Source organism: Priestia taiwanensis, from assembly GCF_014638355.1.
Lineage (GTDB): Bacteria > Bacillota > Bacilli > Bacillales > Bacillaceae_G > Priestia_D > Priestia_D taiwanensis.
On the sequence record NZ_BMFK01000001.1, the window covers coordinates 19,675 to 44,998 of the forward strand.

Genomic DNA, 25,324 nt, shown 5'->3' on the forward strand with positions numbered 1-25,324 from the left:
TAGTGACGATCCCGTCATTTTCAACATTTGCTAAGAAAAGTAAACAACTTATTGAACAACAGTTACATACGTATGTTGGAGTGCTAGAATCGCCTACAGTCTTGAAAGAGTCAATGGAATATTCCTTGCAAGCAGGTGGCAAACGAATCCGTCCGCTCTTATTATTTGCAACATTAGATGCTTTCTCAAAGGATATCGAGCGTGGATTGCCTGTTGCATGTGCATTAGAGATGATTCATACATATTCTTTAATTCATGATGATTTACCATGTATGGATGATGATGACTTAAGAAGAGGGAAACCTACGAATCACAAGGTGTTCGGTGAAGATATCGCTACACTTGCTGGTGATGCATTACTTACGTATGCATTTCAAGTCATTGCCACAATGAATCATAAAGAGGTAACGTCAGAGCAGAAAGTTGCATTACTTGCAGAGTTAGCAACATCAGCTGGTGCAGAAGGAATGATTGCTGGCCAAGTTGCAGATATGCAAGCAGAAGGGAAAGAGCTCAAAAAGGAAGAACTGGAGTATATTCACCGTAATAAAACGGGTAAACTGTTAGTATTTCCTGTTGTGGCAGGAGCCATTCTTGCAGGTGCCACACAAAAAGAGATTGCAACATTGAAAGAATTCTCTGAGCTGTTAGGTTTAGCTTTTCAGATTAAAGATGATATTCTAGATGTTGAAGGAACAGAAGAACAAATTGGGAAGCGAGTAGGAAGTGATGAAACGAACGAGAAGAGCACGTACGTTTCTTTACATTCATTAGCTGGAGCGAAAGAGATTTTGGCAACGACTTTAGTCAAGGCGAAAGAATCACTGAATTCGTTACAAGTGGATGCTCGTTACTTATATGATATTTGTGAGCTTGTTGGCAATCGAGAAAATTAAATCTCAATTGTACATTTCAAATAAGTATGATACATTAATGTGTACTATAACAAACGTGTGGAACGATGGAACCGCTTCAATAGATTGTTCCAGAAAGAATTCGAATAATGCCGCCAACACGCTTGTGTTAGCGGCTGTTTTTCATGTTATGTAAGGAAACGAAAAGGAAGCTGTTTTTGTAGAAAAGATAAATTGGATGAAAGTGAGTGGTCCGAATGGATCTAACGAAAATTAAAGACCCTAGCTTTTTAAAGAACATGTCAATCGCTGAGCTAGAGGCGTTAAGCGAAGATGTTAGACAATTTCTTATTCAAAAGCTGTCTGTAACTGGTGGACACATTGCACCAAACTTAGGGGTAGTGGAATTAACTATTGCATTGCACAAAGTATTTAATAGTCCAAAAGACAAATTTATTTGGGATGTTGGACATCAATCATACGTTCATAAAATTTTGACAGGTCGTGCAGATCAATTTGATACATTAAGACAATATAAAGGACTGTGTGGTTTCCCGAAGATGCGAGAAAGTGAGCATGACGTATGGGAGACAGGACATAGCTCTACATCGTTGTCTGCGGCAATGGGAATGGCAATTGCGCGCGATTTAAAGGGAACAGATGATCATATCGTTCCAATTATTGGGGACGGTGCATTAACTGGTGGAATGGCATTCGAAGCATTGAATCACATTGGTCATGAGAAGAAAGACATGATTGTTATTTTAAATGACAATGAGATGTCAATTGCACCAAACGTAGGGGCACTCCACAATGTATTAGGACGCCTACGCACAATGGATCATTACCAGAAGACAAAAGACGAGCTAGAAGCGTTATTGAAGAAGATTCCGGCTGTTGGTGGCACATTAGCAACAGCAGCAGAACGTGTGAAAGATAGCTTGAAGTATTTATTCGTTTCAGGCGTTTTCTTCGAGGAATTAGGATTTACGTACCTAGGTCCTGTTGATGGTCATGACTATCACGATTTATTTGAGAATTTACACTATGCGAAGCGAATGAAAGGTCCTGTCCTTATTCACGTCTTAACGAAAAAAGGAAAAGGATACAAGCCAGCAGAATCAGATGTTGTTGGAACATGGCATGGTACAGGTCCGTATAAAATCGAATCAGGTGATTTTGTAAAGCCAAAAGCGACAGCTCCTGCGTGGAGTAAGTTAGTAAGTGATACAGCGCTTAAATTGGCAAAAGAAGATGAGCGAATTGTTGCGATTACACCAGCGATGCCTGTTGGATCGAAGTTAGAGAAGTTTGCTGAGGAATTGCCAGATCGCATGTTTGATGTGGGAATTGCAGAGCAACATGCAGTGACAGTGGCAGCAGGATTAGCAACACAAGGATATAAGCCGTTCTTAGCTATTTATTCGACGTTCTTACAACGAGCATATGATCAAGTTGTACACGATATTTGCCGCCAAAACTTAAATGTATTCATCGGAATTGACCGTGCTGGTTTAGTTGGTGCGGACGGTGAGACGCATAATGGAGTATTTGATATTGCTTTCTTACGTCATGTGCCTAACTTAGTTCTTATGATGCCAAAAGACGAGAACGAGGGACAGCATATGGTGTACACATCGTTCAAATACGACGATGGTCCAATTGCAATGCGTTTCCCACGTGGAAATGGTATTGGTGTAGAGATGGACGAACAATTAAAAGAAATCCCAATTGGTACGTGGGAAGTGTTACGAGACGGAAGAGATGTAGCAATCTTGACGTTTGGTACAACGATTCCAATGGCGATGCAAGCAGCAGAACAGTTAGAAAAAGAAAACATTTCTGTGAAAGTAGTCAACGCACGCTTCATCAAACCAATGGATGAAAATATGTTGCATACGATTTTAGGTAGCAATATGAATGTTGTAACAATTGAAGAAGCGCAAGTACAAGGTGGCTTTGGAAGTGCTGTCCTTGAATTTGCACATAATCATGGTTATACACCTCACATCCAATGTATGGGTATACCAGATGAATTCATTGAGCATGGAAGTGTGAATGAATTATTAGAAGAAATTGGATTAACGGTAAATGGTGTTATTGCAACAGTGCATAGTATGCTTCCAAGTAAACAAAAAAGGGCGTAAGTAGTGAGTATGAGTACAAAAAAAGAACGTATAGACGTATTATTAGTAGAACGTGGCTTAGCAGAGACACGTGAAAAAGCGAAGCGATCTATTATGGCTGGCCTTGTTTACTCAAATGAGTTACGTATGGACAAGCCAGGTGAGAAAATTCAAATAGATGCACCGCTTCAAATTAAAGGGCAGGTAATGCCTTATGTGAGCCGTGGCGGATACAAGTTAGAGAAGGCACTGCAAGTATTCGATATGTCTGTACAAGACAAAGTCATGATTGATATTGGTTCATCCACAGGTGGATTTACCGATTGTGCATTGCAGAATGGGGCAAAATTATCGTATGCATTAGACGTTGGATATAACCAACTTGCATGGAAATTGCGCCAAGATGAGCGTGTGGTTGTGATGGAGCGTACGAATTTCCGTTATGTGACGCCAAGTGACTTAATGGAAGGGATGCCGCAAATAGCAACGATTGATGTTTCCTTCATCTCGCTACGCTTAATTCTTCCAGTGTTAAAGACACTTCTTGTTTCTAATAGTGATGTTGCTGCGTTAATTAAACCGCAGTTTGAAGCTGGGAAGGATCAAGTAGGGAAGAAAGGAATCGTTCGTGATAAGAAAGTACATGAGCAAGTAATAGAATCTATTCTTGAATTTGCGATGAAGGAAGGATACGATGTGCAAGATGTGACGTTCTCTCCAATTACAGGAGGAGAAGGGAATATTGAGTTCCTAGCGCACTTTAAATGGCATGGTGAGAAAGAACAAGGAACAAACCATTCAGAGAAGACAGTGATGCAAATTGTCGAGGAAGCGCACGCGCAGTTAAAGAAATAAGAGGGAATGGAGGGATAACAGCCGTTGTTCCTCTTTTTTCTTTTATATGCTTTTTCCGTCACAAAAGCATGTATATATATAGAAAAATATGTACAACTGTTGCATTATGTTTTAACATTAGTTTGTACAATTGTTTTAAAGAAGGGAAGACTAAATCTATCGGGGTTTTGTCTATATATACACGTTATTATTTCCTATGAATGTAGATTATATATAAGGAGAGCTAATGAAGTGAATAAAGGTCAACGTCATATTAAAATTAGAGAAATTATTTCAAGTAAAGATATTGAGACACAAGATGAATTAGTAGATATTCTACGAAACGAGGGCTTTAATGTTACACAAGCAACTGTTTCACGTGATATTAAAGAACTGCACTTAGTGAAAGTTCCTTTAACAGATGGTAGATATAAGTATAGCTTACCGGCAGATCAACGCTTTAATCCATTGCAAAAGCTAAAGAAATCATTAATTGATGCATTTGTAAAAATCGATTCAGCAGGTCATCTTATTGTCTTAAAAACATTGCCAGGAAATGCAAGTGCTATTGGTGCACTAATTGATCATTTGGATTGGCATGAAATTGTCGGAACAATTTGCGGAGACGATACAATTTTAATTGTGTGCCGTACGCCAGAAGATACAGAAGGAATTTCTGAACGTTTTATTCGCATGTTGTAGAAGATATAACATATAAGAGGTGAAAGAAGTTTGTTATCGGAATTATCAATTAAGAACTTTGCAATTATTGAAGAGGTTTCCATCTCTTTTGAAAAAGGATTAACTGTATTAAGTGGAGAAACGGGTGCGGGGAAATCCATTATTATTGATGCAATTGGACTATTAGTAGGTGGAAGAGGATCCTCTGAATTTGTCCGTTACGGTACGGAGAAAGCAGAAATTGAAGGACTATTTTATTTAGATGAGAAACATCCGTGCTTTAGCAAATGTGAGGAACTTGGCATTGAGCTAGAAGAGGATATGATTATCTTAAAGCGGGACATTACACATACGGGAAAAGGTGTGTGCCGTATTAACGGGAAACTAGTGACGACAACGACGCTTAAAGAAATTGGTAAGACGTTAGTTGATATACATGGCCAGCATGAACATCAAGATTTAATGACTCCCGAACGTCACTTACATATGTTAGATCAGTTTGATGCAGAGAATATGTGGAATCAACTTGAATCATATCGCCAAGTATACACACAGTACGAACGTGTGAAGAAGCAGTTGAAGCAACTAACGGAAAATGAACAACAAATGGCTCATCGACTAGATTTGATTCAATTTCAGTTAGATGAAATTCGCTCTGCTAATTTAAAAGTGGATGAAGATACGCTATTGCAAGAAGAACGCATTAAAATAGCGAACTTCGAGAAAATATATAAAGCATTAACAGACGCATACCAAGCGCTTAGTGGCGATTCACAAGGACTTGATCAAGTACGTAGTGCAATGTATGGTGTTGAAACAGTAACAAGTATTGATCAGTCATTAACAGATATCTCCGAAGCAATTGCAAATAGCTTTTATGTACTAGAAGAAGCTGCGTATGGTTTACGAGAAAAGATTGATTTAATGGAGTATGATCCGAAGCGTCTGGATTTTATTGAATCACGCTTAAATGAAATTAATATGTTAAAGCGTAAGTATGGTCAGTCTGTTGAAGAGATTCTACACTATGCAGAACAAATTGCAGAAGAATTAGATACGATTGAAAATAAAGACGTACACATCGAGAAGACAAAGAAAGAATTAGATATACTGATAATTAAGGTAATCGACGAAGGACTTCGCTTATCAGCGATGAGAAAGGCATTAGCAGCGCATTTAACAGATGCCATCCATCAAGAGTTGAAAGAATTGTATATGGATAAGACGAAGTTTGAAGTACGCATTGTGAGGAACGAGGGAACAGAAGGTGATCCGCTTGTTGATGGAATCCCAGTTAGATTAATGGCTGATGGCTTAGATGAAGTCGAGTTCTATATTTCAACGAACCCTGGAGAGCCGTTAAAGCCACTTGCGAAAGTTGCCTCAGGTGGAGAGTTATCTCGTATTATTCTTGCGCTTAAGAGTATTTTCTCGAAGCATCAAGGTGTGACATCCATTATTTTCGATGAGGTAGATACAGGAGTAAGCGGACGAGTAGCACAAGCAATTGCAGAGAAAATCCAACGTGTGTCAGCTGATTCTCAAGTACTATGTATTACGCATCTTCCACAAGTTGCCTCGATGGCAGATACACATTTGTTTATCACAAAGGAAATTGTAGAAGATCGAACAAAGACAAATGTAAATGTATTAAACCATGAAGAGAAAATTATGGAAATTGCTCGTATGATTTCAGGTGCAGAAATTACAGGTGTGACGCACGAACATGCGAAGGAATTACTTGAACAAGCTAAAAATATTAAAGCAACGTATGCATAAGAAGATGAATCAGTCGATTCATCTTCTTTTTTTACAGATAAACGTTGAAAAATGTACTTTATTTTATTTGCCAGTTATAAATCGTTTCGACAAAGGAGAAAGTAATGATAAGGTCGCAAAACAGTGGCTGAATGTGGGTTAGGAGCGAGGAGAGTGAAGGAATGAAAAGGCGTATAAGAAATTTGATAGGTGCATTTCTCCTTGTTTCAATAGTATTCATTTGTTTAAATAAACAAATTCATCATTACTTAGAGATACCAAAAGAAGTTGTTTTATTTGAAGGGCAACAATCTGAATTAGCTTCGATCCCAGCTTTAGGAAATGTGAAATCATCGAATCCAAACGTTGTAACGGTTGGGAAGGACGATAAACAAGTGTCTGTCGATGCTCATCAGACTGGGGAAGCAGATGTTATTTTACAAATGGCTGGTTTTCCAATTAAGAAAGTAAATGTGAAAGTATTAAAAGATTTCAAAGTAATTCCGGGTGGTCAATCAATTGGTGTCAAGCTAAACACGAAAGGTGTGTTAGTAGTAGGACATCACCTTATTCAAACAAAAGAAGGAAAGAAATCACCAGGTGAAATTGCAGGAATCAAAGTTGGAGATATGATTATGAATATAAATGGGAAACCAATTCAGAAGATGAATGATGTTGCCCCATTTATTCAAGATTCAGGGAAAACTGGTGCATCACTTAAGATTGTTGTTTTACGAGAAGGGAAAACATTTGAAACAAAGTTGACACCTTTAAAAAACAAAGATGAAGAATCATATCGTATTGGTTTATATATTCGTGATTCAGCAGCAGGAATTGGAACGATGACGTTTATTCACCCTGGCACGATGAAATACGGAGCATTAGGGCATGTCATAACAGACAATGATACGAAAAAGCCAATTCAAGTACAAAACGGGCAAATTATGCGTTCAACGGTTACGTCTATCCAAAAAGGAAGCGACGGTGACCCAGGAGAGAAATTAGCACGGTTTGCACCGGATAACGAAGTAATAGGTAACATCGTAACGAATAGCTCGTTTGGTATTTTTGGTACACTGCGTACAACTATTCCGAATGGTATCATGGATAAAGAATTGCCAATTGCACTATCCCACCAAGTGAAAGAGGGACCAGCAAAAATTCTTACTGTTATTAACCAAGACAAAGTAGAAGAATTTGATGTAGAAGTTGTAACATCAATACCACAGAAGTTTCCTGCGACAAAAGGAATGGTTATCAAGATTACGGATAAGCGTCTTCTTGAGCATACAGGTGGTATTGTCCAAGGAATGAGCGGAAGCCCAATTATTCAAGATGGCAAATTAATTGGCGCAGTAACTCACGTCTTTGTGAATGATCCGACTTCTGGTTATGGTGTCCATATTGAATGGATGTTAAACGAAGCGGGCATTAATATTTATGATTCTCACCAATTAAACAAGAAAGAAGCGAGCTAATGACGCTCGCTTCTTTTTCGTCAAAAAATGATTATTCATAGGTCTATAAGAGAAGAAAGTACGTTTTTATTTACTTTTTTGTAAAAAGAAAGGGTTTTCTTATAGAAAAGTTCATAAAAAATGATTTCTTGTCTTATAAGTTGTTTTCATTATGTAAATTGTCGTGTAAAATAGAATTGTATTATAACAGGAGAAAGCGAATTTTCGTGTTATTTAGACTTTTTTAAGAAAAGAACGAAAAATACCTTGAAAAGTGTCGAACACTTTTACATAAATAAAATGGAGAAATAAAAGGAAACAACGTGTCGTTGTCGAATTTTTCTTTTTAGAAAATACATTAATAGCACATATAGACGAGATAACGGGTAAATACGAGCAAGTTCAGATGACGTGAGGGAGGAAACAAAATGTTAGAAAAAATTAAAGTGTTTCTTGCAGATGATAATAAAGAGTTAATCACGATGGTTGAGAATTATTTAGCACAGCAATCAGATATCGAGGTTGTAGGAGTTGCTTACAATGGACAAGATTGCTTGAAGCAGATTGAAGAGAAAAAACCAGATGTAATTGTATTGGATATTATTATGCCTTACTTAGATGGTCTAGTTGTTCTAGAGAAGATTAGAGAAGTTAGTAGGGAGAAGCTTCCGAACGTTATCATGTTAACAGCTTTCGGTCAAGAAGATGTAACGAAGAAAGCTGTTGATTTAGGTGCATCTTATTTTATTTTGAAACCGTTTGATATGGAAAACTTAGCTAATCATATTCGCCAAGTAAGTGGCAAACCAAGTGGATTAGTAAAGAAAGAATCTTCAATGTTCCGTCAGCAATCCGAAGTGAAGCCAAAGAGCTTAGATGCCAATATTACAAGTATTATTCATGAAATTGGCGTACCAGCACATATCAAAGGATACTTATATTTACGTGAAGCAATTTCAATGGTGTACAATGATATCGAGCTATTAGGCTCGATTACAAAAGTGTTATATCCAGATATCGCGAAGAAATACAACACAACTGCGTCACGTGTAGAGCGTGCAATTCGCCATGCGATCGAAGTTGCATGGAGTCGTGGAAATATCGATTCTATTTCGTCGTTATTCGGTTATACTGTTTCTATTTCAAAAGCAAAACCAACAAATTCGGAGTTCATCGCAATGGTCGCTGATAAGTTACGATTAGAGAGTAAAGTGAGTTAAGTAGTGTTCGTACGATAATGTCATACTACTAATTACCAGCAATAATACTATGTTATATATACCGTCTTTTATTGGTTTGTCATTTTACAGGCTAATGAACGGCGGTATTTTCTTTGGGAGAAGGAATATCAACTATAGAAAGGAGGGGGAGCTTGAAAAAAGTTATTGTAATGGCATCTGCTACAATTATAGCTCTCTTTGCTTTTACGTTGTACTCGGCATTTTATGGAAACCCTATTAGCGAATATATGATGAAGCAAGATACAGGAGGATACTTGATTGGAAAGGGATATAAAGAAGAAGATATCTTATCAATCAAACCAACCTACAATTCGAAAAGAAATACGGATAGGGTGAAAGGAACGATATCGTATGTTGTATTTGCAGATGAACCAAAAGAAAAGTATGTATATATTCAATGGAGAGCGTCAGGAGAGATTCAACAGCACTGTGAGTACTACGATGAAGATTTAAACACATATAGAACGGAATTTACAGAAGAGCGAAAGCATATGGAAACAAATTGTACTATAAAATATTAGTATGGTTCCTGCGAGAAATCACTCCCAGGGGCTTTTTTGTTTTCTTATGTATATTCTCTTCATTCTCTGCATATAAACGTAACTTGAAGGGTGGCTGAATAGGAAGAAACCACCTTGTACACTTTGGCAGGTGGTCCTTGTCGGAATCTATTATGTGTTAAGCGTTGTTGAAACAGTAACACCGTTTGTAGATGTGGACGTAGAAGTTGTGCCAGAGAAGTTAACAATCTCTAAGGTAACCGGCACTCCTACTAAAACTGCTGCGTTAATAACAAGGTCGTTGTTTGTTAATGTAGACAAACCACTTTGTTGTAGTACACCGTTGATTTGTACTGTGTAGTATGAGTTTGCGTTAATTGTTGGCAGTCCACCAGAGCTAAGTGCTGTTCCTGTGTCATCCAGAAAGCTTGTTGCAGGAATTGTTGTGACGCCACCACTAATCATTCCGGCTGTAACATTCGCTACGTAGCGAGTTGTAACAGGAGCAACATTTGTTGTTGTTGTAGTGGTAATAGAACCGCCAACTGTGTTATCCGCTGTTATTACTAACTTTACGAGTGAAGCAGGCATGTACAATCCTCTCCTTAATAAATACTAATAAATTGTAATGTAATCGGGACACCTTGTTGTGGGAGATTGTTGCTTAATAAAATTAGTTCTCCCTCTCCTACTTGATAGTTAACCTGTGGTTGAAGTACTCCATTGATGAATAAGTTAATGTACGAGACATCATTAGGAGAAACTATTCTCATCGGACCGTATTCCGTCAATCCATCCTCATTATGATAAATTCTTTTGTTTCCTTTTGCTACGGTAATAAATTCGGTGCATGTTGTTTGACGAGGGGTGTTGGAGGAGGGAGGAATTACTGGAAAAGCGATACACGATATCGAATATTTTTGAAGGAAAGAAGAAAATTGTTCTTTCTGTTTATTTCGAGAACGCATAGAATTTCCTCTCTCTTTATAATAATGATGTTATAAGTATATGAAGTAGGAAAGAAGAGTGTGAAATGAAAAAGGAAAGTTCTTAGTTTGAACTTTCCTTCTCTGATAATTCCATCATTTTTTGGATTAAAATATGTTGTGGCATATGCATAAGCTGTTCAAGAGGGATATTTAATTCCTTCGCAAGCTTAATAGCTGTTTCAGGAGATAGTTGTAAAGGTTTCATGTGTTTCCTCCTTTGTTCTCTGTTTTTCTGTCCATTTATTATACCAAAAGACAGCGAATAAAGTAACGAAAAGATGGAAAGGAAGGATAGTATGGTGCAAGTATTTGCGCATCGAGGGGCGGCAGGAACGTATCCAGAAAATACGATGGTTGCCTTCAAAAAAGCAAAGCGTCTTGGGGCTGATGGACTTGAATTGGATGTTCAGTTAACGAAAGATGACCAATTAGTCGTTATTCATGATGAGACGTTAGATCGTACAACGGACGGAAGAGGATTTGTTCATGATTATACGTATGAGGAACTAAGACGCTACAACGCAAATTATAAATTCGGAGCTAAGATTGATTTTTGTGAAATTCCATTATTAGAAGATGTCTTTAAGTGGTGTAAGGACAATACGTTAAAAATTAATATTGAGTTGAAAAATAATTTTATCCCTTATTATGGGATGGAGGAAGAAGTAATCTCGTTAATTCGTTCTCATCGTCTTAGTAAGCGTGTTATTCTGTCTTCTTTCAATGATGAGAGTTTAGTGAAATGTAAACAAATTGCCCCGAGCATTGAAACAGCCATTTTGTATAATACCCGTATCATGCACCCGTGGTATTATGCAGAACATCTAGGGGTAGATGCGATTCATCCGAGCTACCGTCTTATTGATAGGTATATTGTAGAAGAATGTAAGAAACGGAATATTGCGGTGAGACCGTATACGATTAATAATGTACCATTAATGAAGCAAATAATAGAGGATGGGTGCGATGCAATCATTACAGATTATCCAGAAAGGGCGAAATCCTTGCTTAAGAAATAAAAAAAGAAGACATAGGGTCTATGTCTTCTTTTCTTATGGTCGTTTAAATCGTTGTTGTACTTTATTTCGTTTTCGATCACGGTGCAAAATGAAGCTACCGATTAAATATAATCCGATACCAAATGATAAGGCCCCGAGCAGGAATTGTAGTGATAATGAGGAAATAGGTAGTACGGAGATTCCAAATAACGTATCGCGCATAAGTTTAATGCCGAACATAGCAAAGAAAATTGGAACTAAAACAATCAATAGTGCAAATAAACGCATATGTAGCCACTCCTTAAATATAAATGTAGGTATTTATGATAGTAATATACTTTATGGATGTTTATTAAATAGTAATATGTGTAGCGTAATAATTACCTTTATAGAGACATTTTAGCATTGGAGCGTTATTTAAGATAGTGATAACTACTCGAGTCGAAGAAAGGTTGCTGTACAAGTGTTTGTGGAAAGGATGAGAGAAGAAAGGATAATCAGTGTACTAGTTTTATGTTTTCGTTGAATGTGAGTTCGATTGTCTTATCAAATGTTTTTTTATATAGAAGAATAAAAAATTGTAAAATAATGTAGGAAGCAGTAAGATGGAAGTGGGAGGAGTGGGGTAATGAAGCAAAAAGTAATGATTATTGGTGCTGGGAATGGGGGAACAGCTTTAATCCGGCTTTTTCATTCGTCTGATGTATCGGAAGTGGTAGCGGTAGTAGACCGAAATTCACAAGCGAAAGGGATAGAGCTTGCGAATTCATTGCATATTCCAGTATCAACAGAGGTAGAAGCATTTTTGTTAGAACGTACGGATGTCATTATTAATGCGACTGGCGATGAGGAATTAAATGCAGCATTACAAGTTAGGAAGAAGAAAAATTCTGTATTAATTCCAGGGGCAGTAGCAAAAATAATTTTTCGCTTATTAGAAGAAAAAGAAAATCTTATTCTACAACAAGAAGTACAATCTCAAACATTATTAGAAGCGATAATCCACTCATCTGAAGAAGCGATTTCTGTTGTTGATGAACAAGGAAGAGGGATTTTGATTAATCCCGCATATACGAGAATTACAGGCTTAACAAAAGAAGAAGTGATTGGCAAACCAGCAACTGCAGATATTGTAGAAGGAGAAAGTATGCATATGAAAGTACTGCAAACAAGAAAGGCAGTACGCGGTGTACGGATGAAAGTAGGTAGCAATAATCGAGATGTACTTGTAAATGTAGCTCCTGTAATTGTAAGCGGTGTCATAAAGGGGAGCGTAGGAGTTATCCATGATGTTTCTGAAATTGAAAAATTAACGAATGAATTAAAGCGAGCAAGACAAATTATTCGAACGTTGGAGACGAAGTACTCGTTTGAAGATATTATTGGATCTTCGAAAGAAATGATGGTTGCGATTCAGCAAGCACGTTTGGCAGCGAAAACCCCAGCGACAGTACTATTACGAGGGGAATCAGGTACAGGGAAGGAATTATTCGCGCATGCGATTCATGATGGTAGTGAGCGAAAGTTTAATAAATTTGTACGTGTTAACTGTGCATCGCTAACGGAATCGCTTCTTGAGAGTGAGTTGTTTGGATATGAAGATGGTGCTTTCTCGGGAGCAAGAAGAGGCGGGAAGAAAGGGTTGTTCGAGGAATCGAATAACGGAAGTATTTTCCTTGATGAAATTGGGGAGCTTTCGCCGAATATGCAAGCAAAGTTACTTCGAGTCTTACAAGAAAACGAGATTGTGAGAGTTGGAGGAACGAAAGCAATTCCGATTAACACACGTGTCATTGCAGCAACTCATGTGAATTTAGAAAAGGCAATGGTAGACGGGACATTTCGAGAAGATTTGTATTACCGTTTGAATAAACTACCAATTCATATTCCGCCATTACGTGCGCGAAAAGAAGATATTGGTGCTATTTGTTTACGATTAATTGGGAAAATCAATCAAGATTATGGGCGAATTGTTCATTCTATTTCGCGAGAAGCGATTGAATATTTACAGGAATATGATTATCCAGGGAATGTGCGTGAACTAGAAAACGTGTTAGCACGTGCAATTATTTTCATGCATTATCAAGATAGGATTATTGAAGTAGAGCATTTGCCACCGTTGCATCATGCGAAAGTGTCTGAAGTGGCAGTTATAGGTATAGAGGAAAAGAAAAGTCTAGACGAACGAGTTATGACATATGAGAAGAAAATCATTGAAGAAGTATTAAATAAACACAAGGGAAATAAGACAAAAACGGCAAAAGAGTTGGGAATCTCCATCAGGAGTTTATATTATAAATTAGAGCGTTCTTAGTGTGCAATATTTTGCATGCAATAAATGTAGTGTATGAAAAGTATTGCATATTTTAGTACTTGATATTAATATTAGGTTACATAAAGGTGTTTATAAAAAGAATGGCTTATAGAGCGAAAAAACAGAAAGATAAAATTATTTTTGCTATTTTGTAAAAGTTGGCATGCTAATTGCAGTATAGAGATGATGAAAAGGTTTTCAAGAAAGGCTGGAATCATAGATGAAACTAGACATGCTTATTGAACAAGCCAAAGCAAAAGAAGCAATGACAGTTGCAGTTGCAGCCGCGCATGATGAAGATGTGTTAAAAGCTGTATGTGAGGCCATTCATCATAAACTAGCATCTTTTGCATTATTCGGTGATGAAGAGAAAATTCATCACATATTGGAAGGGATAGATGCCTCCATCGTTTCGCATGAACAACTTACGATATATCATTGCGAAACCGAACAAAGCGCAGTCGAAGAAGCTGTGAAAGCCGTATCGGCGAAAGAAGCGAATATTTTAATGAAAGGGCATGTGGAAACAGCGATGTTGCTAAAATCCGTCCTAAATAAAGAATACGGACTAAGAAAAGAAAAAGTCCTATCACATGCCGCTCTCTTTGAAATACCTACTTTCGATCGTTTGTTATTTGTGACAGACGCAGCGATGAATATTCAACCAGATTTAGAACAGAAAACAGCGATCATTAATAATACAGTTCGCATTGCGAATAAAATCGGCATGACAAATCCGAAAGTAGCCCCACTAGCAGCCGTAGAAGCAGTGAATACGGCGATGAGTGCAACGACGGATGCAGCGATTTTGACGCAAATGAACCGAAGAGGACAAATAAAAGATTGTGTGGTTGATGGACCACTAGCGTTAGATAATGCTATTTCACTTGTTGCTGCAAAGCATAAACATATTGAAAGTGAAGTAGCTGGTATGGCAGATATTCTTGTTGTACCGACCATAGAAGTAGGCAATGTATTGTATAAATCACTCGTTTATTTCGCACAAGCTGAAGTGGCGGCGGTGATCGCGGGAGCGAGAGCACCAATTGTATTAACATCTCGAGCTGATGATGCAAAAACAAAGCTGTATTCATTAGCATTAGCTGTATGTACTGCATAACTAAGGAGGAACTTACAATGGAAATTTTCAAATACATGGAGAAATATGATTACGAACAATTAGTATTTTGTCAAGATAAGCAATCTGGCTTAAAAGCGATTATCGCTATTCATGATACAACTCTTGGACCTGCTCTTGGAGGAACAAGAATGTGGACGTATGAGTCAGAAGAAGCAGCCATTGAAGATGCACTTCGCTTAGCGAAGGGAATGACTTACAAAAATGCAGCAGCGGGGTTAAATCTTGGTGGCGGTAAAACGGTAATTATCGGAGACCCACGTAAAGACAAGAACGAAGAAATGTTCCGTGCATTTGGTCGTTACATTCAAGGATTAAATGGTCGTTACATTACAGCAGAAGATGTTGGAACAACAGTAGCTGATATGGATATTATTCATGAGGAAACAGACTATGTAACTGGTATTTCACCATCATTCGGTTCATCAGGAAATCCATCTCCTGTAACAGCATATGGCGTATACCGAGGAATGAAAGCAGCAGCGAAAGAAGCATTCGGAACAGATAGCTTAGAAGGAAAGGTAATTGCTGTTCAAGGTGTTGGTAACGTTGCGTACAACTTATGCAAATACTTGCATGAAGAAGGAGCACAATTAATCGTTACAGACATTAACAAAGACTCGGTAAAACGTGCAGTAGAAGAGTTTGGTGCAAAAGCTGTAGATCCAGATGACATCTACAGCGTAGAGTGTGATATTTATGCACCGTGTGCGTTAGGAGCAACAATTAACGATGCAACAATTCCGAAGTTAAAAGCACGTGTTATTGCAGGTGCTGCAAATAACCAATTAAAAGAAACACGTCACGGTAACCTGATCCATGAATTAGGTATCGTATATGCACCAGACTATGTAATTAACGCAGGTGGGGTAATTAACGTAGCGGATGAATTATATGGATATAACCGTGAACGTGCAATGAAGAAAGTAGAAGGTATTTACGATAACATCGCAAAAGTAATCGAAATTTCAAAACGTGATGGTATCCCAACATACGTTGCAGCAGACCGCTTAGCAGAAGAACGTATTGCACGCATTCAACGTTCAAGAAGCAAGTTCTTACAAAATGGACATCACATTTTAAGTCGCCAAATGCGATAAAAGTAGATTTATCATGAAAGCGCCACTCGGAGTGAAGTGCTGTCATGTCTTATAAAAGTAAGAATCCTTCCTGGCAGTTTATCTATGAAAAATTGCCAGGGAGTTTCATAGATAAGAATAATAGTAGCAATAAGTTGGAGGGAGAACCTTGTCGTACCGAATATTAACGATTAATCCAGGAAGTACTTCTACGAAAATAGGGGTTTTTCATGAAGAATATATGATTTTTGAAGAAACAATTCGACATAGTGCAGAAGAGATAGGGAAATTCTCCAGCATTATTGAGCAGTACGAATTTCGAAAGAATACGATTCTCCATGCATTAGACAAAGAAGGTATTAACTTGTCAAAGCTAAGTGCTATTTGCGGAAGAGGTGGATTACTTCGCCCAATCGAAGGTGGCACATATGAAGTGAACGATGAGATGATAAGTGATTTACGAGCTGGCTTAAGTGGACATCATGCTTCTAATTTAGGTGGTATCCTCGCAAATGAAATTGCAAAAGGTTTGAACATTCCAGCGTATATCGTCGATCCAGTTGTTGTAGACGAATTAGAGCCAATTGCGAGAATTAGTGGGATTAGTGAAATAGAGAGAAAAAGTATTTTTCATGCATTAAATCAAAAAGCAGTTGCGAGAAAAACAGCTACAAATCAAGGGAAGAAATATGAAGAAGTCAATTATGTTGTTGCTCATATGGGCGGAGGTATTACAGTAGGAGCTCATAAAGAGGGGCGCGTTATAGATGTGAACAACGGTTTATATGGAACAGGCCCATTCAGTCCAGAGCGTGCAGGTACAGTACCGGCAGGCGACTTAGTGAATATGTGCTTCTCTGGTGAATATTACCGTGATGAAATCATGAAGAAGCTTGTTGGCCAAGGAGGTCTTGTAAGTTATCTTGGCGTGAACGATGCACGAGAAGTAGAAGCAATGGTTGAAGCAGGCGATGAACAAGCGAAGTTAGTCTATGATGCGATGGCATACGGTGTGGCGAAAGAAATTGGTTCAGCAAGCGCTGTACTAAAAGGAAAAGTAGACGCTGTTATTTTGACAGGTGGATTGGCATATAGCCGTATGCTTGTTGACATGATTACAAAGCACGTATGCTGGATTGCCGATGTAATTGTACATCCAGGTGAAGATGAATTACAAGCCTTAGCAGAAGGTGCACTACGTGTTTTAAAAGGAAGCGAACAAGCGAAGCAGTACGGAGCAGGAGTATTAGTAGAGCAACGTTAATATAGACGAGGTGATTGTAATGGCAAAAGAATATGATTTAGTAATAATTGGCGGCGGTCCAGGTGGATATGTAGCGGCTGTACGTGCAACACAACTAGGAATGAAAGTAGCAATTGTCGAGAAGAACAAGTTAGGTGGCACATGTTTACATGCTGGATGTATTCCAACGAAATCACTACTACGTTCGGCAGAAGTATACCGTGAAACAGTAGAAGGATTAAAATATGGTGTTATTGCAAATGACGTAGCAATTGATTTCACGAAAGTACAAGATCGCAAGAATGGTATTACAGACCAACTTCATAACGGCATTATTCACTTAATGAAAAAAGGAAAAATCGATGTGTATGAAGGATACGGACGTATTCTTGGACCTTCTATTTTCTCACCAATGCCAGGCACCGTTTCTGTGGAAATGAATAATGGTGAAGAAAGTGAGATGTTAATTCCAAAGAATGTTCTAATCGCAACAGGTTCAAGGCCGAAAACGCTTCCGAACTTACCGATTGACGGGGAATATGTAGTAACATCAGACGAAGCATTACAACTAGAAAACTTACCAGAATCTATTATTATCGTTGGTGGCGGCGTAATTGGAGTTGAGTGGGCTTCTATCTTATCAGACTTTGGTGTAGATGTAACAATTATTGAATATGCGGATCGAATTCTACCACTAGAAGATAAAGATATTTCAAAAGAAATTACACGCCTATTCAAGAAGAAGAAAATCAAAGTTGTAACGAGTGCACAAGTATTAGGTGAAACGTTACATGTTGATGGAAATGTAACAATTACAGCTCTTCAAAAAGAACAAGAAAAAACATTCACAGCAAATAAAATGCTCGTGTCCATTGGACGACAAGCAAACATTGAAAATATCGGCTTAGAAAATACAGATATCGTTGTAGATAAAGGTGTTATTAATGCGAACGAATTTTGCCAAACGAAAGAGTCACACATTTATGCAATTGGAGATGTTATTGGAGGCTTACAACTAGCGCATGTGGCATCGCATGAAGGTATTATTGCCGTTGAGCATATGGCTGGTGAAAATCCTACTCCAATGAAGCAAGATACAGTGCCAAAATGTGTATATAGCCATCCAGAAGTAGCTTCAGTAGGGCTTACAGAGCAAGAAGCAGTTGAACAGGGATATGAAGTGAAAGTCGGCAAGTTCTCATTCCGCGGTATTGGAAAGGCACTTGTGCATGGTGATGTAGATGGTTTTGTCAAAATGATTGTTGATTCTAAGACGGAAGATTTATTAGGAGTTCATATGATTGGGCCACATGTAACGGAAATGATTTCCGAAGCAACATTAGCAAAAGTACTAGACGCTACCGCTTGGGAAATCTCAAAAACAATTCATCCGCATCCTGCGTTATCAGAAGCGATGGGAGAAGTAGCTTTAGCGGTTGAAGGAAAGGCGTTGCATGGGTGATTTCGATGGGGGGATTAGCAGTGTTAGAGAAAATTAGAACAGAGAATCGTCATGTAGAGCTTGGATTAAGTGATAGCGATGTATTAAGTATGTATGAAACGATGTTACTTTCACGAAAGTTAGATGAGCGTATGTGGTTATTAAACCGTGCTGGCAAAATTCCATTCGTTGTTCCTGGTCAAGGGCAAGAAGGGACGCAAGTCGGAGCTGCATTTGCGTTAGATAGAACGAAAGATTATGTTTTACCATATTACCGTGATATGGCGGTTGTATTAGCATGTGGGATGACACCAAAAGAGCTTATGTTATCCGCATTCGGTAAAGCAGAAGATCCAAACTCTGGTGGCCGTCAAATGCCTGGTCACTTCGGTCAGAAGAAAAACCGTATTGTAACAGGTTCTTCTCCGGTAACAACGCAAGTACCACACGCGGTTGGCTTTGCGTTAGCAGCGAAAATGGAAGGGAAAGATTTCGTTTCATTTGTAACGTTCGGAGAGGGATCATCGAATCAAGGTGATTTCCATGAAGGATTAAACTTCGCTGGCGTACACAAATTACCAGTTATTTTCATGTGCGAGAATAACAAATATGCGATTTCTGTACCAATTGAAAAGCAGCTAGCGTGTGCGAATGTATCAGATCGTGCTGCTGGTTATGGTATGCCTGGTTATACAGTAGACGGAACAGATCCATTAACAGTATACAAAGTAATGAAAGAAGCCGTAGAGCGTGCAAGAAGAGGCGAAGGGCCAACACTTATTGAAGCTGTGTCAGAACGTTTAACAGCGCATACAAGTGATGATGACGAGCGTCTATACCGTTCGCAAGAAGAAATTGATGAGGCAAAAGCGAAAGATCCAGTGAAGCTATTTGCTACGTATTTAAAAGACTTAGAATTATTAACAGATGACACAGATAAAGCGTTACACGATAAATTACAGCGTATTGTAAATGAAGCGACAGAATATGGAGAAAATGCACCGTACGCAGCGCCAGAAGATGCATTGTTGCACGTATACGGGGAATAGAGGGGGATTTCAACATGGCAGTAATTTCGTACATTGATGCTGTTACGATGGCACTTCGAGAAGAAATGGAACGTGACCCAAAAGTATTCGTACTAGGAGAAGATGTAGGGTTAAAAGGTGGCGTATTTAAAGCGACACAAGGCTTATATGACCAATTCGGTGCAAGTCGTGTGTTGGATACACCACTTACAGAATCAGCTATTGCAGGAGTTGGAATTGGAGCTGCAATGTATGGATTACGTCCAGTTGCAGAAATGCAATTCGCGGACTTCATCATGCCTGCTGTGAACCAAATTATTTCGGAAGCGGCACGTATTCGCTACCGTTCAAATAACGATTGGCAGTGTCCAATTACAATTCGTGCTCCATACGGCGGCGGTGTACACGGTGCATTATATCATTCACAATCGGTTGAAGCAGTATTTGCAAACCAACCAGGACTGAAAATTGTTATGCCTTCTACACCATATGATGTAAAAGGCTTACTAAAGGCGGCAATTCGTGATGAGGACCCAGTATTATTCTTTGAGCATAAGCGTGCATATCGTTTAATCAAAGGAGAAGTACCGGATGATGATTACGTATTACCGATTGGAAAAGCAGACGTAAAGCGCGAAGGAGAAGACATTACAGTTATCACATATGGTCTATGCGTTCATTTTGCTCTTCAAGCAGCAGAAAAACTAGCAAAAGAAGGTATTTCGGCGCACGTACTAGATTTACGTACTGTGTATCCATTAGACAAAGAAGCAATCATTGAAGCAGCTTCTAAGACTGGTAAAGTATTATTAGTAACAGAAGATAACAAAGAAGGAAGTATCATTGGGGAAGTAGCGGCAATTATTGCAGAGAACTGCTTGTTTGACCTAGATGCACCAATTAAGCGTTTAGCTGGTCCAGATGTCCCAGCGATGCCTTACGCTCCTACAATGGAGAAATTCTTCATGATTAATCCAGATAAAGTAGAAAAGGCAATGCGCGAGTTAGCAGAATTTTAATAGAACAATTGTGAACGTGCACGCTTTGTAGCCTCTGCACGTTCAATTATGGTGAATACAGGATTTTTTTCATTTCGAGGAGGAACTAGAGATGGCGTTAGAGAACATTGTCATGCCTCAACTTGGGGAAAGCGTAACAGAAGGAACAATCACGAAATGGTTTATTTCTGTAGGAGATACGATTAATAAGTACGATCCGATTGCAGAAGTAATGACAGATAAAGTAAATGCAGAAGTACCATCTTCTTTCACAGGAGTAATTAAAGAGATTATTGCCGAAGAAGGAGAAACACTTGAAGTAGGAAAGACAATTTGTGTCGTAGCGGTTGAAGGCGGCGTAGAAGTAGCCGCTACTGTTACAGCAGAGTCAGAAACAACAGTAGAGGAAGCAGTAACAGAACAATCATCTGCAAAAGCACGTTATTCACCAGCAGTAGTACGTCTAGCTGGCGAACATAACATTCCACTTGATGCAGTGAAAGGCACAGGTGCGAACGGCCGTATTACGAGAAAAGATATAGTAGCGCTTATTGAATCTGGAAACATTCCAACTGCGGCGCCGACATCAGCACCAGTAGCGGTAGAAACGAAGCCAGCACCAGTAGTAGAGGCTGCTCTTGTACATGAAGAAGTGAAGGCACCAGTAGCACCAGCGGCTCCAGTTATTCCAACAGCAGCAGGTGACATTGAAATCCCTGTGACAGGTGTACGTAAAGCAATCGCAGCGAACATGCTACGTAGCAAGCACGAAGCACCTCATGCATGGATGACAGTAGAAGTAGATGTAACGAATCTAGTAAACTATCGCAACGCCCTTAAGAATGACTTTAAGACGAAAGAAGGATTTAACTTAACATTCTTCGCTTTCTTCGTAAAAGCAGTAGCACAAGCGTTGAAAGAATTCCCACAAGTGAACTCAATGTGGGCTGGAGATAAAATCATTCAGAAGAAAGATATTAATTTATCAATTGCAGTAGCGACGGAAGATTCATTATTTGTACCTGTTATCAAACATGCTGATGAGAAATCAATTAAAGGCATTGCCCGTGAAATTTCGGACTTAGCAACGAAAGTTCGTACTGGTAAGTTAACAGCTGCGGAGATGCAAGGTGGAACATTTACAGTGAATAACACAGGTTCATTCGGATCCATCCAATCAATGGGTATCATCAACTATCCACAAGCAGCGATTCTTCAAGTGGAATCGATTGTAAAGCGTCCAGTTGTGATGGAAAACAATATGTTTGGTATTCGTGATATGGTAAATCTATGCTTATCACTTGATCATCGTGTATTAGATGGTTTAATTTGCGGTAAGTTCTTAGCACGTGTGAAGGAAATTCTAGAAAATACATCAAAAGAAACGACGTCTATTTATTAAAATTTGTAGCCTTTTCTCTCTGTGAGGAAAGGCTTTTCTTTCATCTAAAAAGGTATAAATCTTCTTTTTGCTTGTACAATGATAAGAGAGTATAAACGAATGAATGGGGGAAATAACGATGAAGAAGCATCTTTTTATAAATGGTGAATGGGTAGAAGGAACGACGTACAATGACTTATTGTCTCCGTACAACGGTGAAAAAATCGCAGAAGTACCCGTGGCAACACGTGATGAAGTAGATCATGCAATAATGGCAGCACACGGGGCAGTACCTATGATGACGGCTTTACCGTTACATAAACGAGCACACATATTAGAGAGGGTATGCCAGTTGCTTGAAGAAAGGAAAGAAGAAGCCGCAATGATTATCGCGACAGAAGCGGCGAAACCTATTGCGACGGCACGAGAAGAAGTAATCCGTACGTACCAAACGTATAAGTTCGCAGCGGAAGAAGCGAAGCGTATTCACGGGGAAATAATACCGATGGGTGCAGTACCGAATGGAGATGGGCGAATCGCATATACGTTACGTGAGCCGATAGGTGTTATCGGGGCCATTACACCGTTTAACTTCCCGATGAACTTAGTCGCGCATAAAGTGGGACCGGCGATTGCAGCAGGAAATACTGTTGTGTTAAAACCAGCAAGGCAAACACCACTTTCTGCTTTGTTTATAGCGAAGTTATTTGAAGAAGCTGGTTTACCAAAAGGGGCATTAAATGTTGTCACAGGAAATGGGAACACAATTGGTACACGTATTGTGAAAGATCCACGTGTACAGATGGTGACATTCACTGGTAGCCCAGCAGTAGGGAAGAGTATTCATCATCTAGCAGGGTTGAAGAAAGTAACATTGGAACTTGGATCCAATTCTGGCGTTATCATTGATCGAGATGTCGATATATCCAACATCATTACACGGTGTGTAACAGGTGCATTTTCTTATCAAGGGCAAGTATGTATTTCGTTGCAACGTATATATGTACACAAAGAAGTGTATGACGCATTTGTGGAACGTTTCGTAGAAGAAACGAAGAAGCTGAAAATTGGGAATCCATTGGATGCAGATGTACATCTTTCAGCTCTTATTTCTACAAAAGATGTGGAACGTTCATTGGAATGGATAGAAGAAGCCAAATCTCACGGTGCGAAGGTAGTAGCTGGTGGCTATGCAGAAGGGAATATGTTATATCCAACGGTATTGGTAGACGTTCCATCACAAGCAAAAGTTTCTTGCCAAGAAGCATTTGCCCCAATCGTACTTATTAACCGAGTATCATCCATTGAAGATGCAATTCAATGTGTGAATGATTCTCAGTTTGGCTTACAGGCAGGAATTTATACGAATAATATACGTACAGCCATGAATGCGGCAAATGAGCTGAAAGTCGGTGGTGTGATGATTAACGATATTCCGACGTATCGAGTGGACCATATGCCGTATGGTGGAGTGAAAGAAAGCGGAACAGGAAGAGAAGGTGTGAAATACGCAATTGAAGAAATGACGGAAATGAAGCTTATTGTCATTAATAATAATTACTGATACTGTTGTAAAACGACAATAAAGTTATTTAATTTTAAAAGTTCAAACAAGCATATCCCTGCTCTAAATTTAGAACGGGGATAAAACTATAGTTGTTTAATCTTGATGTAAGGTACTTCACTACACTGAAAAATATAACAATAAAGTCGTTTAAAAGTCTAAGTGCTATTCAACAATAGCGCCCGTTAGTGGAAGAAATAATAAGATTACTTATCACTACGATACCAGCTCTTTCGCAACTTCCGTATATAAACGATTTGACCAATATGATAGGCGTTATGTGTAATAGCATTTCCGAGTAAATCATACCATTTAGCTGGTACAGGGAATCCGTTTACATCACTTTCGAGTTGTTTCTCAGTTAGCAGATCTTGCCATTGTAATAGTACCTCTAATAGTTCTTCTCTTAATTCATTAAACATTTTGTGTGCTGGAATAATAAAACTTTTATTGTTATCTTCAATAGACAGAACAGCTTTAAAATCAGATTTTTGATATCTTATTTGCCATGTTTCATTCCAGTAAATTAGATGCTGTACAATTTCAGCGATACTATGGCTATCTTCAGTAGGTCTCCAAAATGCTTCTTCCTCTGATAAATTTTGAACTGTTTCTGCAAATGAAAGATACCAGCTAGGATCATTGGCATTTGCTAAGAACTGATCTAATATAACATCTTGAACATGCGATATGATTTTCATCTCCTTCATAAATATAGGTACAGAGAACTTATGAGTAGCTTCACTACATTTATTCAATCTGACTTACTAACTTCTATTTATCTCATTAAAGTTCCTCTCTTTATGTCATAATTTTCTACGATTGTTGAATACAACGATTGGCGTTTTTTTAAAAATTTTTATTATTTAACAAATACACAAAAATACTTTAATACTTTTTTATCTGAAATAGGCGAAAATACCCCTTCCTCAAGGAACGTGAAGGGCGTAGTCCAGTGAGTAGGTGGGGATAGTTCAAGTGTTGAAATAAAGGCTTATCAGCAAATGATATAGTTGATTCTTTCAAGAAGGAAGGACATTTCAGCCACTCGTAGTGCAGTGTGTAGGTTATTGGCATCTTTCCATGAAGAACAACTATTTTCATTTATATTTGCTCATTGTAAGTAATTGCTGAAAGACATAGGAATTGGTGCGAATCTATTGTATTTTATGAGCCACTATTGGTAAGATAGAAGTAGTCAGCTTGACAGACTATAGGAGGTAATATAGATGGATTTCAATTTATTTATGAATGATGTAGTAAAAGTAGCACGCCAAGAAATGGTGTCTTCTGGTTACACACAATTACATACAGCAGAAGAGGTAGAAGAAGCATTTACGCAGCCTGGTGTGACACTAGTAATGGTTAACTCAGTATGTGGATGTGCAGGTGGAATTGCAAGACCAGCTGCTTACCATAGTGTGCATTACGATAAGCGTCCAAATAATTTAGTGACAGTATTTGCAGGTCAAGATAAAGAAGCGACTGCGAAAGCACGTGAATACTTCGAAGGATATCCACCTTCTTCTCCGTCATTTGCATTATTAAAAGACGGTCAAATCTTAACAATGGTAGAGCGTCATGAAATTGAAGGACATTCACCAATGGAAGTAATCGAGAAGTTACAAGGATACTTCGAAGAATATTGCGAAGAAGTATAAGCGAAGAAAAGCAGAAATTCACATTGGTGGATTTCTGCT

24 protein-coding genes are annotated in these 25,324 nt (G+C 38.6%); 19 read left to right on the plus strand and 5 right to left on the minus strand.

The window, feature by feature from the left end; genetic code table 11:
- The first annotated feature begins 2 nt into the window (after positions 1–2).
- The 8 genes from IEV41_RS00125 to IEV41_RS00160 all read left to right on the plus strand — a co-directional run bounded on the left by IEV41_RS00125 (position 3) and on the right by IEV41_RS00160 (position 9,472).
- Entirely contained in the window at positions 3–896 is an 894-nt protein-coding gene (locus tag IEV41_RS00125) for a polyprenyl synthetase family protein (protein ID WP_188386441.1), read from the plus strand.
- Between the two features lie 215 nt (positions 897–1,111).
- The gene (gene dxs / locus IEV41_RS00130) at positions 1,112–3,001 is read left to right on the plus strand and encodes a 1-deoxy-D-xylulose-5-phosphate synthase (protein ID WP_188386442.1); all 1,890 of its coding nucleotides are present in this window, start codon (positions 1,112–1,114) and stop codon (positions 2,999–3,001) included.
- Positions 3,002–3,010: 9 nt separating this feature from the next.
- Positions 3,011–3,835, plus strand: coding sequence for a TlyA family RNA methyltransferase (locus IEV41_RS00135; protein ID WP_188386443.1), 825 nt, complete (start codon positions 3,011–3,013; stop codon positions 3,833–3,835).
- Between the two features lie 231 nt (positions 3,836–4,066).
- Entirely contained in the window at positions 4,067–4,516 is a 450-nt protein-coding gene (ahrC, locus tag IEV41_RS00140) for a transcriptional regulator AhrC/ArgR (RefSeq protein ID WP_188386444.1), read from the plus strand.
- Positions 4,517–4,546: 30 nt separating this feature from the next.
- The gene (recN, locus tag IEV41_RS00145; RefSeq protein WP_188386445.1) at positions 4,547–6,274 is read left to right on the plus strand and encodes a DNA repair protein RecN; all 1,728 of its coding nucleotides are present in this window, start codon (positions 4,547–4,549) and stop codon (positions 6,272–6,274) included.
- A gap of 131 nt (positions 6,275–6,405) precedes the next feature.
- Complete coding sequence (gene spoIVB, locus IEV41_RS00150; protein ID WP_373284128.1) at positions 6,406–7,731, plus strand: SpoIVB peptidase; 1,326 nt, start codon at positions 6,406–6,408, stop codon at positions 7,729–7,731.
- Between the two features lie 407 nt (positions 7,732–8,138).
- A complete protein-coding gene (spo0A, locus tag IEV41_RS00155; RefSeq protein ID WP_188386447.1) occupies positions 8,139–8,930 on the plus strand; it encodes a sporulation transcription factor Spo0A in 792 nt (263 codons plus the stop codon).
- Between the two features lie 152 nt (positions 8,931–9,082).
- Positions 9,083–9,472, plus strand: coding sequence for a DUF3139 domain-containing protein (locus IEV41_RS00160; RefSeq protein WP_188386448.1), 390 nt, complete (start codon positions 9,083–9,085; stop codon positions 9,470–9,472).
- Positions 9,473–9,622: 150 nt separating this feature from the next.
- Here IEV41_RS00160 and IEV41_RS00165 read toward each other — a convergent pair whose 3' ends face one another.
- From IEV41_RS00165 to IEV41_RS00175, 3 genes are all read right to left on the minus strand, one after another.
- Entirely contained in the window at positions 9,623–10,042 is a 420-nt protein-coding gene (locus IEV41_RS00165; RefSeq protein ID WP_188386449.1) for a DUF4183 domain-containing protein, read from the minus strand.
- Positions 10,043–10,056: 14 nt separating this feature from the next.
- Positions 10,057–10,419 carry a DUF4183 domain-containing protein gene (locus IEV41_RS00170; protein WP_188386450.1) on the minus strand — a complete coding sequence of 121 codons (363 nt, stop codon included), beginning with the start codon at positions 10,417–10,419 and terminating at the stop codon, positions 10,057–10,059.
- Positions 10,420–10,501: 82 nt separating this feature from the next.
- Positions 10,502–10,645 (minus strand): YycC family protein, encoded by a 144-nt coding sequence (locus tag IEV41_RS00175; protein WP_188386451.1) that lies wholly within the window; start codon positions 10,643–10,645, stop codon positions 10,502–10,504.
- 91 nt (positions 10,646–10,736) lie between these two features.
- On the opposite strand from IEV41_RS00175, the gene IEV41_RS00180 reads away from it, so the two are divergent.
- The gene (locus IEV41_RS00180) at positions 10,737–11,459 is read left to right on the plus strand and encodes a glycerophosphodiester phosphodiesterase (protein ID WP_188386452.1); all 723 of its coding nucleotides are present in this window, start codon (positions 10,737–10,739) and stop codon (positions 11,457–11,459) included.
- A 33-nt stretch (positions 11,460–11,492) separates the two neighbouring features.
- On the opposite strand, the gene IEV41_RS00185 is transcribed toward IEV41_RS00180, so the two are convergent.
- Entirely contained in the window at positions 11,493–11,726 is a 234-nt protein-coding gene (locus IEV41_RS00185) for a DUF2627 domain-containing protein (protein WP_188386453.1), read from the minus strand.
- A 340-nt stretch (positions 11,727–12,066) separates the two neighbouring features.
- On the opposite strand from IEV41_RS00185, the gene IEV41_RS00190 reads away from it, so the two are divergent.
- The 9 genes from IEV41_RS00190 (at position 12,067) to IEV41_RS00230 (ending at position 23,624) form a co-directional block, all read left to right on the plus strand.
- Positions 12,067–13,752, plus strand: a complete 1,686-nt coding sequence (locus IEV41_RS00190; protein WP_188386454.1) for a sigma-54 interaction domain-containing protein — start codon at positions 12,067–12,069, stop codon at positions 13,750–13,752.
- 220 nt (positions 13,753–13,972) lie between these two features.
- Positions 13,973–14,872, plus strand: a complete 900-nt coding sequence (yqiS, locus tag IEV41_RS00195) for a phosphate butyryltransferase (RefSeq protein WP_188386455.1) — start codon at positions 13,973–13,975, stop codon at positions 14,870–14,872.
- A 17-nt stretch (positions 14,873–14,889) separates the two neighbouring features.
- Positions 14,890–15,990 (plus strand): branched-chain amino acid dehydrogenase, encoded by a 1,101-nt coding sequence (gene bcd, locus IEV41_RS00200; protein ID WP_188386456.1) that lies wholly within the window; start codon positions 14,890–14,892, stop codon positions 15,988–15,990.
- A 148-nt stretch (positions 15,991–16,138) separates the two neighbouring features.
- Positions 16,139–17,233, plus strand: a complete 1,095-nt coding sequence (buk, locus tag IEV41_RS00205) for a butyrate kinase (RefSeq protein ID WP_188386457.1) — start codon at positions 16,139–16,141, stop codon at positions 17,231–17,233.
- A gap of 19 nt (positions 17,234–17,252) precedes the next feature.
- Entirely contained in the window at positions 17,253–18,674 is a 1,422-nt protein-coding gene (gene lpdA / locus IEV41_RS00210) for a dihydrolipoyl dehydrogenase (protein ID WP_188386458.1), read from the plus strand.
- 89 nt (positions 18,675–18,763) lie between these two features.
- Complete coding sequence (locus tag IEV41_RS00215) at positions 18,764–19,702, plus strand: thiamine pyrophosphate-dependent dehydrogenase E1 component subunit alpha (protein ID WP_229722200.1); 939 nt, start codon at positions 18,764–18,766, stop codon at positions 19,700–19,702.
- A gap of 14 nt (positions 19,703–19,716) precedes the next feature.
- A complete protein-coding gene (locus IEV41_RS00220) occupies positions 19,717–20,700 on the plus strand; it encodes an alpha-ketoacid dehydrogenase subunit beta (RefSeq protein ID WP_188386460.1) in 984 nt (327 codons plus the stop codon).
- Positions 20,701–20,791: 91 nt separating this feature from the next.
- The gene (locus tag IEV41_RS00225) at positions 20,792–22,081 is read left to right on the plus strand and encodes a dihydrolipoamide acetyltransferase family protein (RefSeq protein ID WP_188386461.1); all 1,290 of its coding nucleotides are present in this window, start codon (positions 20,792–20,794) and stop codon (positions 22,079–22,081) included.
- Positions 22,082–22,199: 118 nt separating this feature from the next.
- The gene (locus IEV41_RS00230; protein WP_229722101.1) at positions 22,200–23,624 is read left to right on the plus strand and encodes an aldehyde dehydrogenase family protein; all 1,425 of its coding nucleotides are present in this window, start codon (positions 22,200–22,202) and stop codon (positions 23,622–23,624) included.
- Positions 23,625–23,830: 206 nt separating this feature from the next.
- Here IEV41_RS00230 and IEV41_RS00235 read toward each other — a convergent pair whose 3' ends face one another.
- Positions 23,831–24,325: a DinB family protein gene (locus IEV41_RS00235; protein ID WP_239534442.1), complete on the minus strand. Its 495-nt coding sequence runs from the start codon at positions 24,323–24,325 to the stop codon at positions 23,831–23,833.
- A gap of 528 nt (positions 24,326–24,853) precedes the next feature.
- On the opposite strand from IEV41_RS00235, the gene IEV41_RS00240 reads away from it, so the two are divergent.
- Positions 24,854–25,285, plus strand: a complete 432-nt coding sequence (locus IEV41_RS00240; RefSeq protein ID WP_188386463.1) for a BrxA/BrxB family bacilliredoxin — start codon at positions 24,854–24,856, stop codon at positions 25,283–25,285.
- Positions 25,286–25,324: the final 39 nt, after the last annotated feature.

What these genes read in the sequence shown, in the direction of transcription:
- dxs (WP_188386442.1), top strand. Translation starts at nt 1,112, where the DNA reads ATGGATCTAACGAAAATTAAAGACCCTAGCTTTTTAAAGAACATGTCA.
- IEV41_RS00135 (WP_188386443.1), top strand. Translation starts at nt 3,011, where the DNA reads ATGAGTACAAAAAAAGAACGTATAGACGTATTATTAGTAGAACGTGGC.
- spoIVB (WP_373284128.1), top strand. Translation starts at nt 6,406, where the DNA reads ATGTGGGTTAGGAGCGAGGAGAGTGAAGGAATGAAAAGGCGTATAAGA.
- spo0A (WP_188386447.1), top strand. Translation starts at nt 8,139, where the DNA reads ATGTTAGAAAAAATTAAAGTGTTTCTTGCAGATGATAATAAAGAGTTA.
- IEV41_RS00165 (WP_188386449.1), bottom strand. Translation starts at nt 10,042, where the DNA reads ATGCCTGCTTCACTCGTAAAGTTAGTAATAACAGCGGATAACACAGTT.
- IEV41_RS00170 (WP_188386450.1), bottom strand. Translation starts at nt 10,419, where the DNA reads ATGCGTTCTCGAAATAAACAGAAAGAACAATTTTCTTCTTTCCTTCAA.
- IEV41_RS00175 (WP_188386451.1), bottom strand. Translation starts at nt 10,645, where the DNA reads ATGAAACCTTTACAACTATCTCCTGAAACAGCTATTAAGCTTGCGAAG.
- IEV41_RS00180 (WP_188386452.1), top strand. Translation starts at nt 10,737, where the DNA reads ATGGTGCAAGTATTTGCGCATCGAGGGGCGGCAGGAACGTATCCAGAA.
- IEV41_RS00185 (WP_188386453.1), bottom strand. Translation starts at nt 11,726, where the DNA reads ATGCGTTTATTTGCACTATTGATTGTTTTAGTTCCAATTTTCTTTGCT.
- IEV41_RS00190 (WP_188386454.1), top strand. Translation starts at nt 12,067, where the DNA reads ATGAAGCAAAAAGTAATGATTATTGGTGCTGGGAATGGGGGAACAGCT.
- yqiS (WP_188386455.1), top strand. Translation starts at nt 13,973, where the DNA reads ATGAAACTAGACATGCTTATTGAACAAGCCAAAGCAAAAGAAGCAATG.
- bcd (WP_188386456.1), top strand. Translation starts at nt 14,890, where the DNA reads ATGGAAATTTTCAAATACATGGAGAAATATGATTACGAACAATTAGTA.
- lpdA (WP_188386458.1), top strand. Translation starts at nt 17,253, where the DNA reads ATGGCAAAAGAATATGATTTAGTAATAATTGGCGGCGGTCCAGGTGGA.
- IEV41_RS00215 (WP_229722200.1), top strand. Translation starts at nt 18,764, where the DNA reads ATGTATGAAACGATGTTACTTTCACGAAAGTTAGATGAGCGTATGTGG.
- IEV41_RS00220 (WP_188386460.1), top strand. Translation starts at nt 19,717, where the DNA reads ATGGCAGTAATTTCGTACATTGATGCTGTTACGATGGCACTTCGAGAA.
- IEV41_RS00225 (WP_188386461.1), top strand. Translation starts at nt 20,792, where the DNA reads ATGGCGTTAGAGAACATTGTCATGCCTCAACTTGGGGAAAGCGTAACA.
- IEV41_RS00230 (WP_229722101.1), top strand. Translation starts at nt 22,200, where the DNA reads ATGAAGAAGCATCTTTTTATAAATGGTGAATGGGTAGAAGGAACGACG.
- IEV41_RS00235 (WP_239534442.1), bottom strand. Translation starts at nt 24,325, where the DNA reads ATGAAAATCATATCGCATGTTCAAGATGTTATATTAGATCAGTTCTTA.
- IEV41_RS00240 (WP_188386463.1), top strand. Translation starts at nt 24,854, where the DNA reads ATGGATTTCAATTTATTTATGAATGATGTAGTAAAAGTAGCACGCCAA.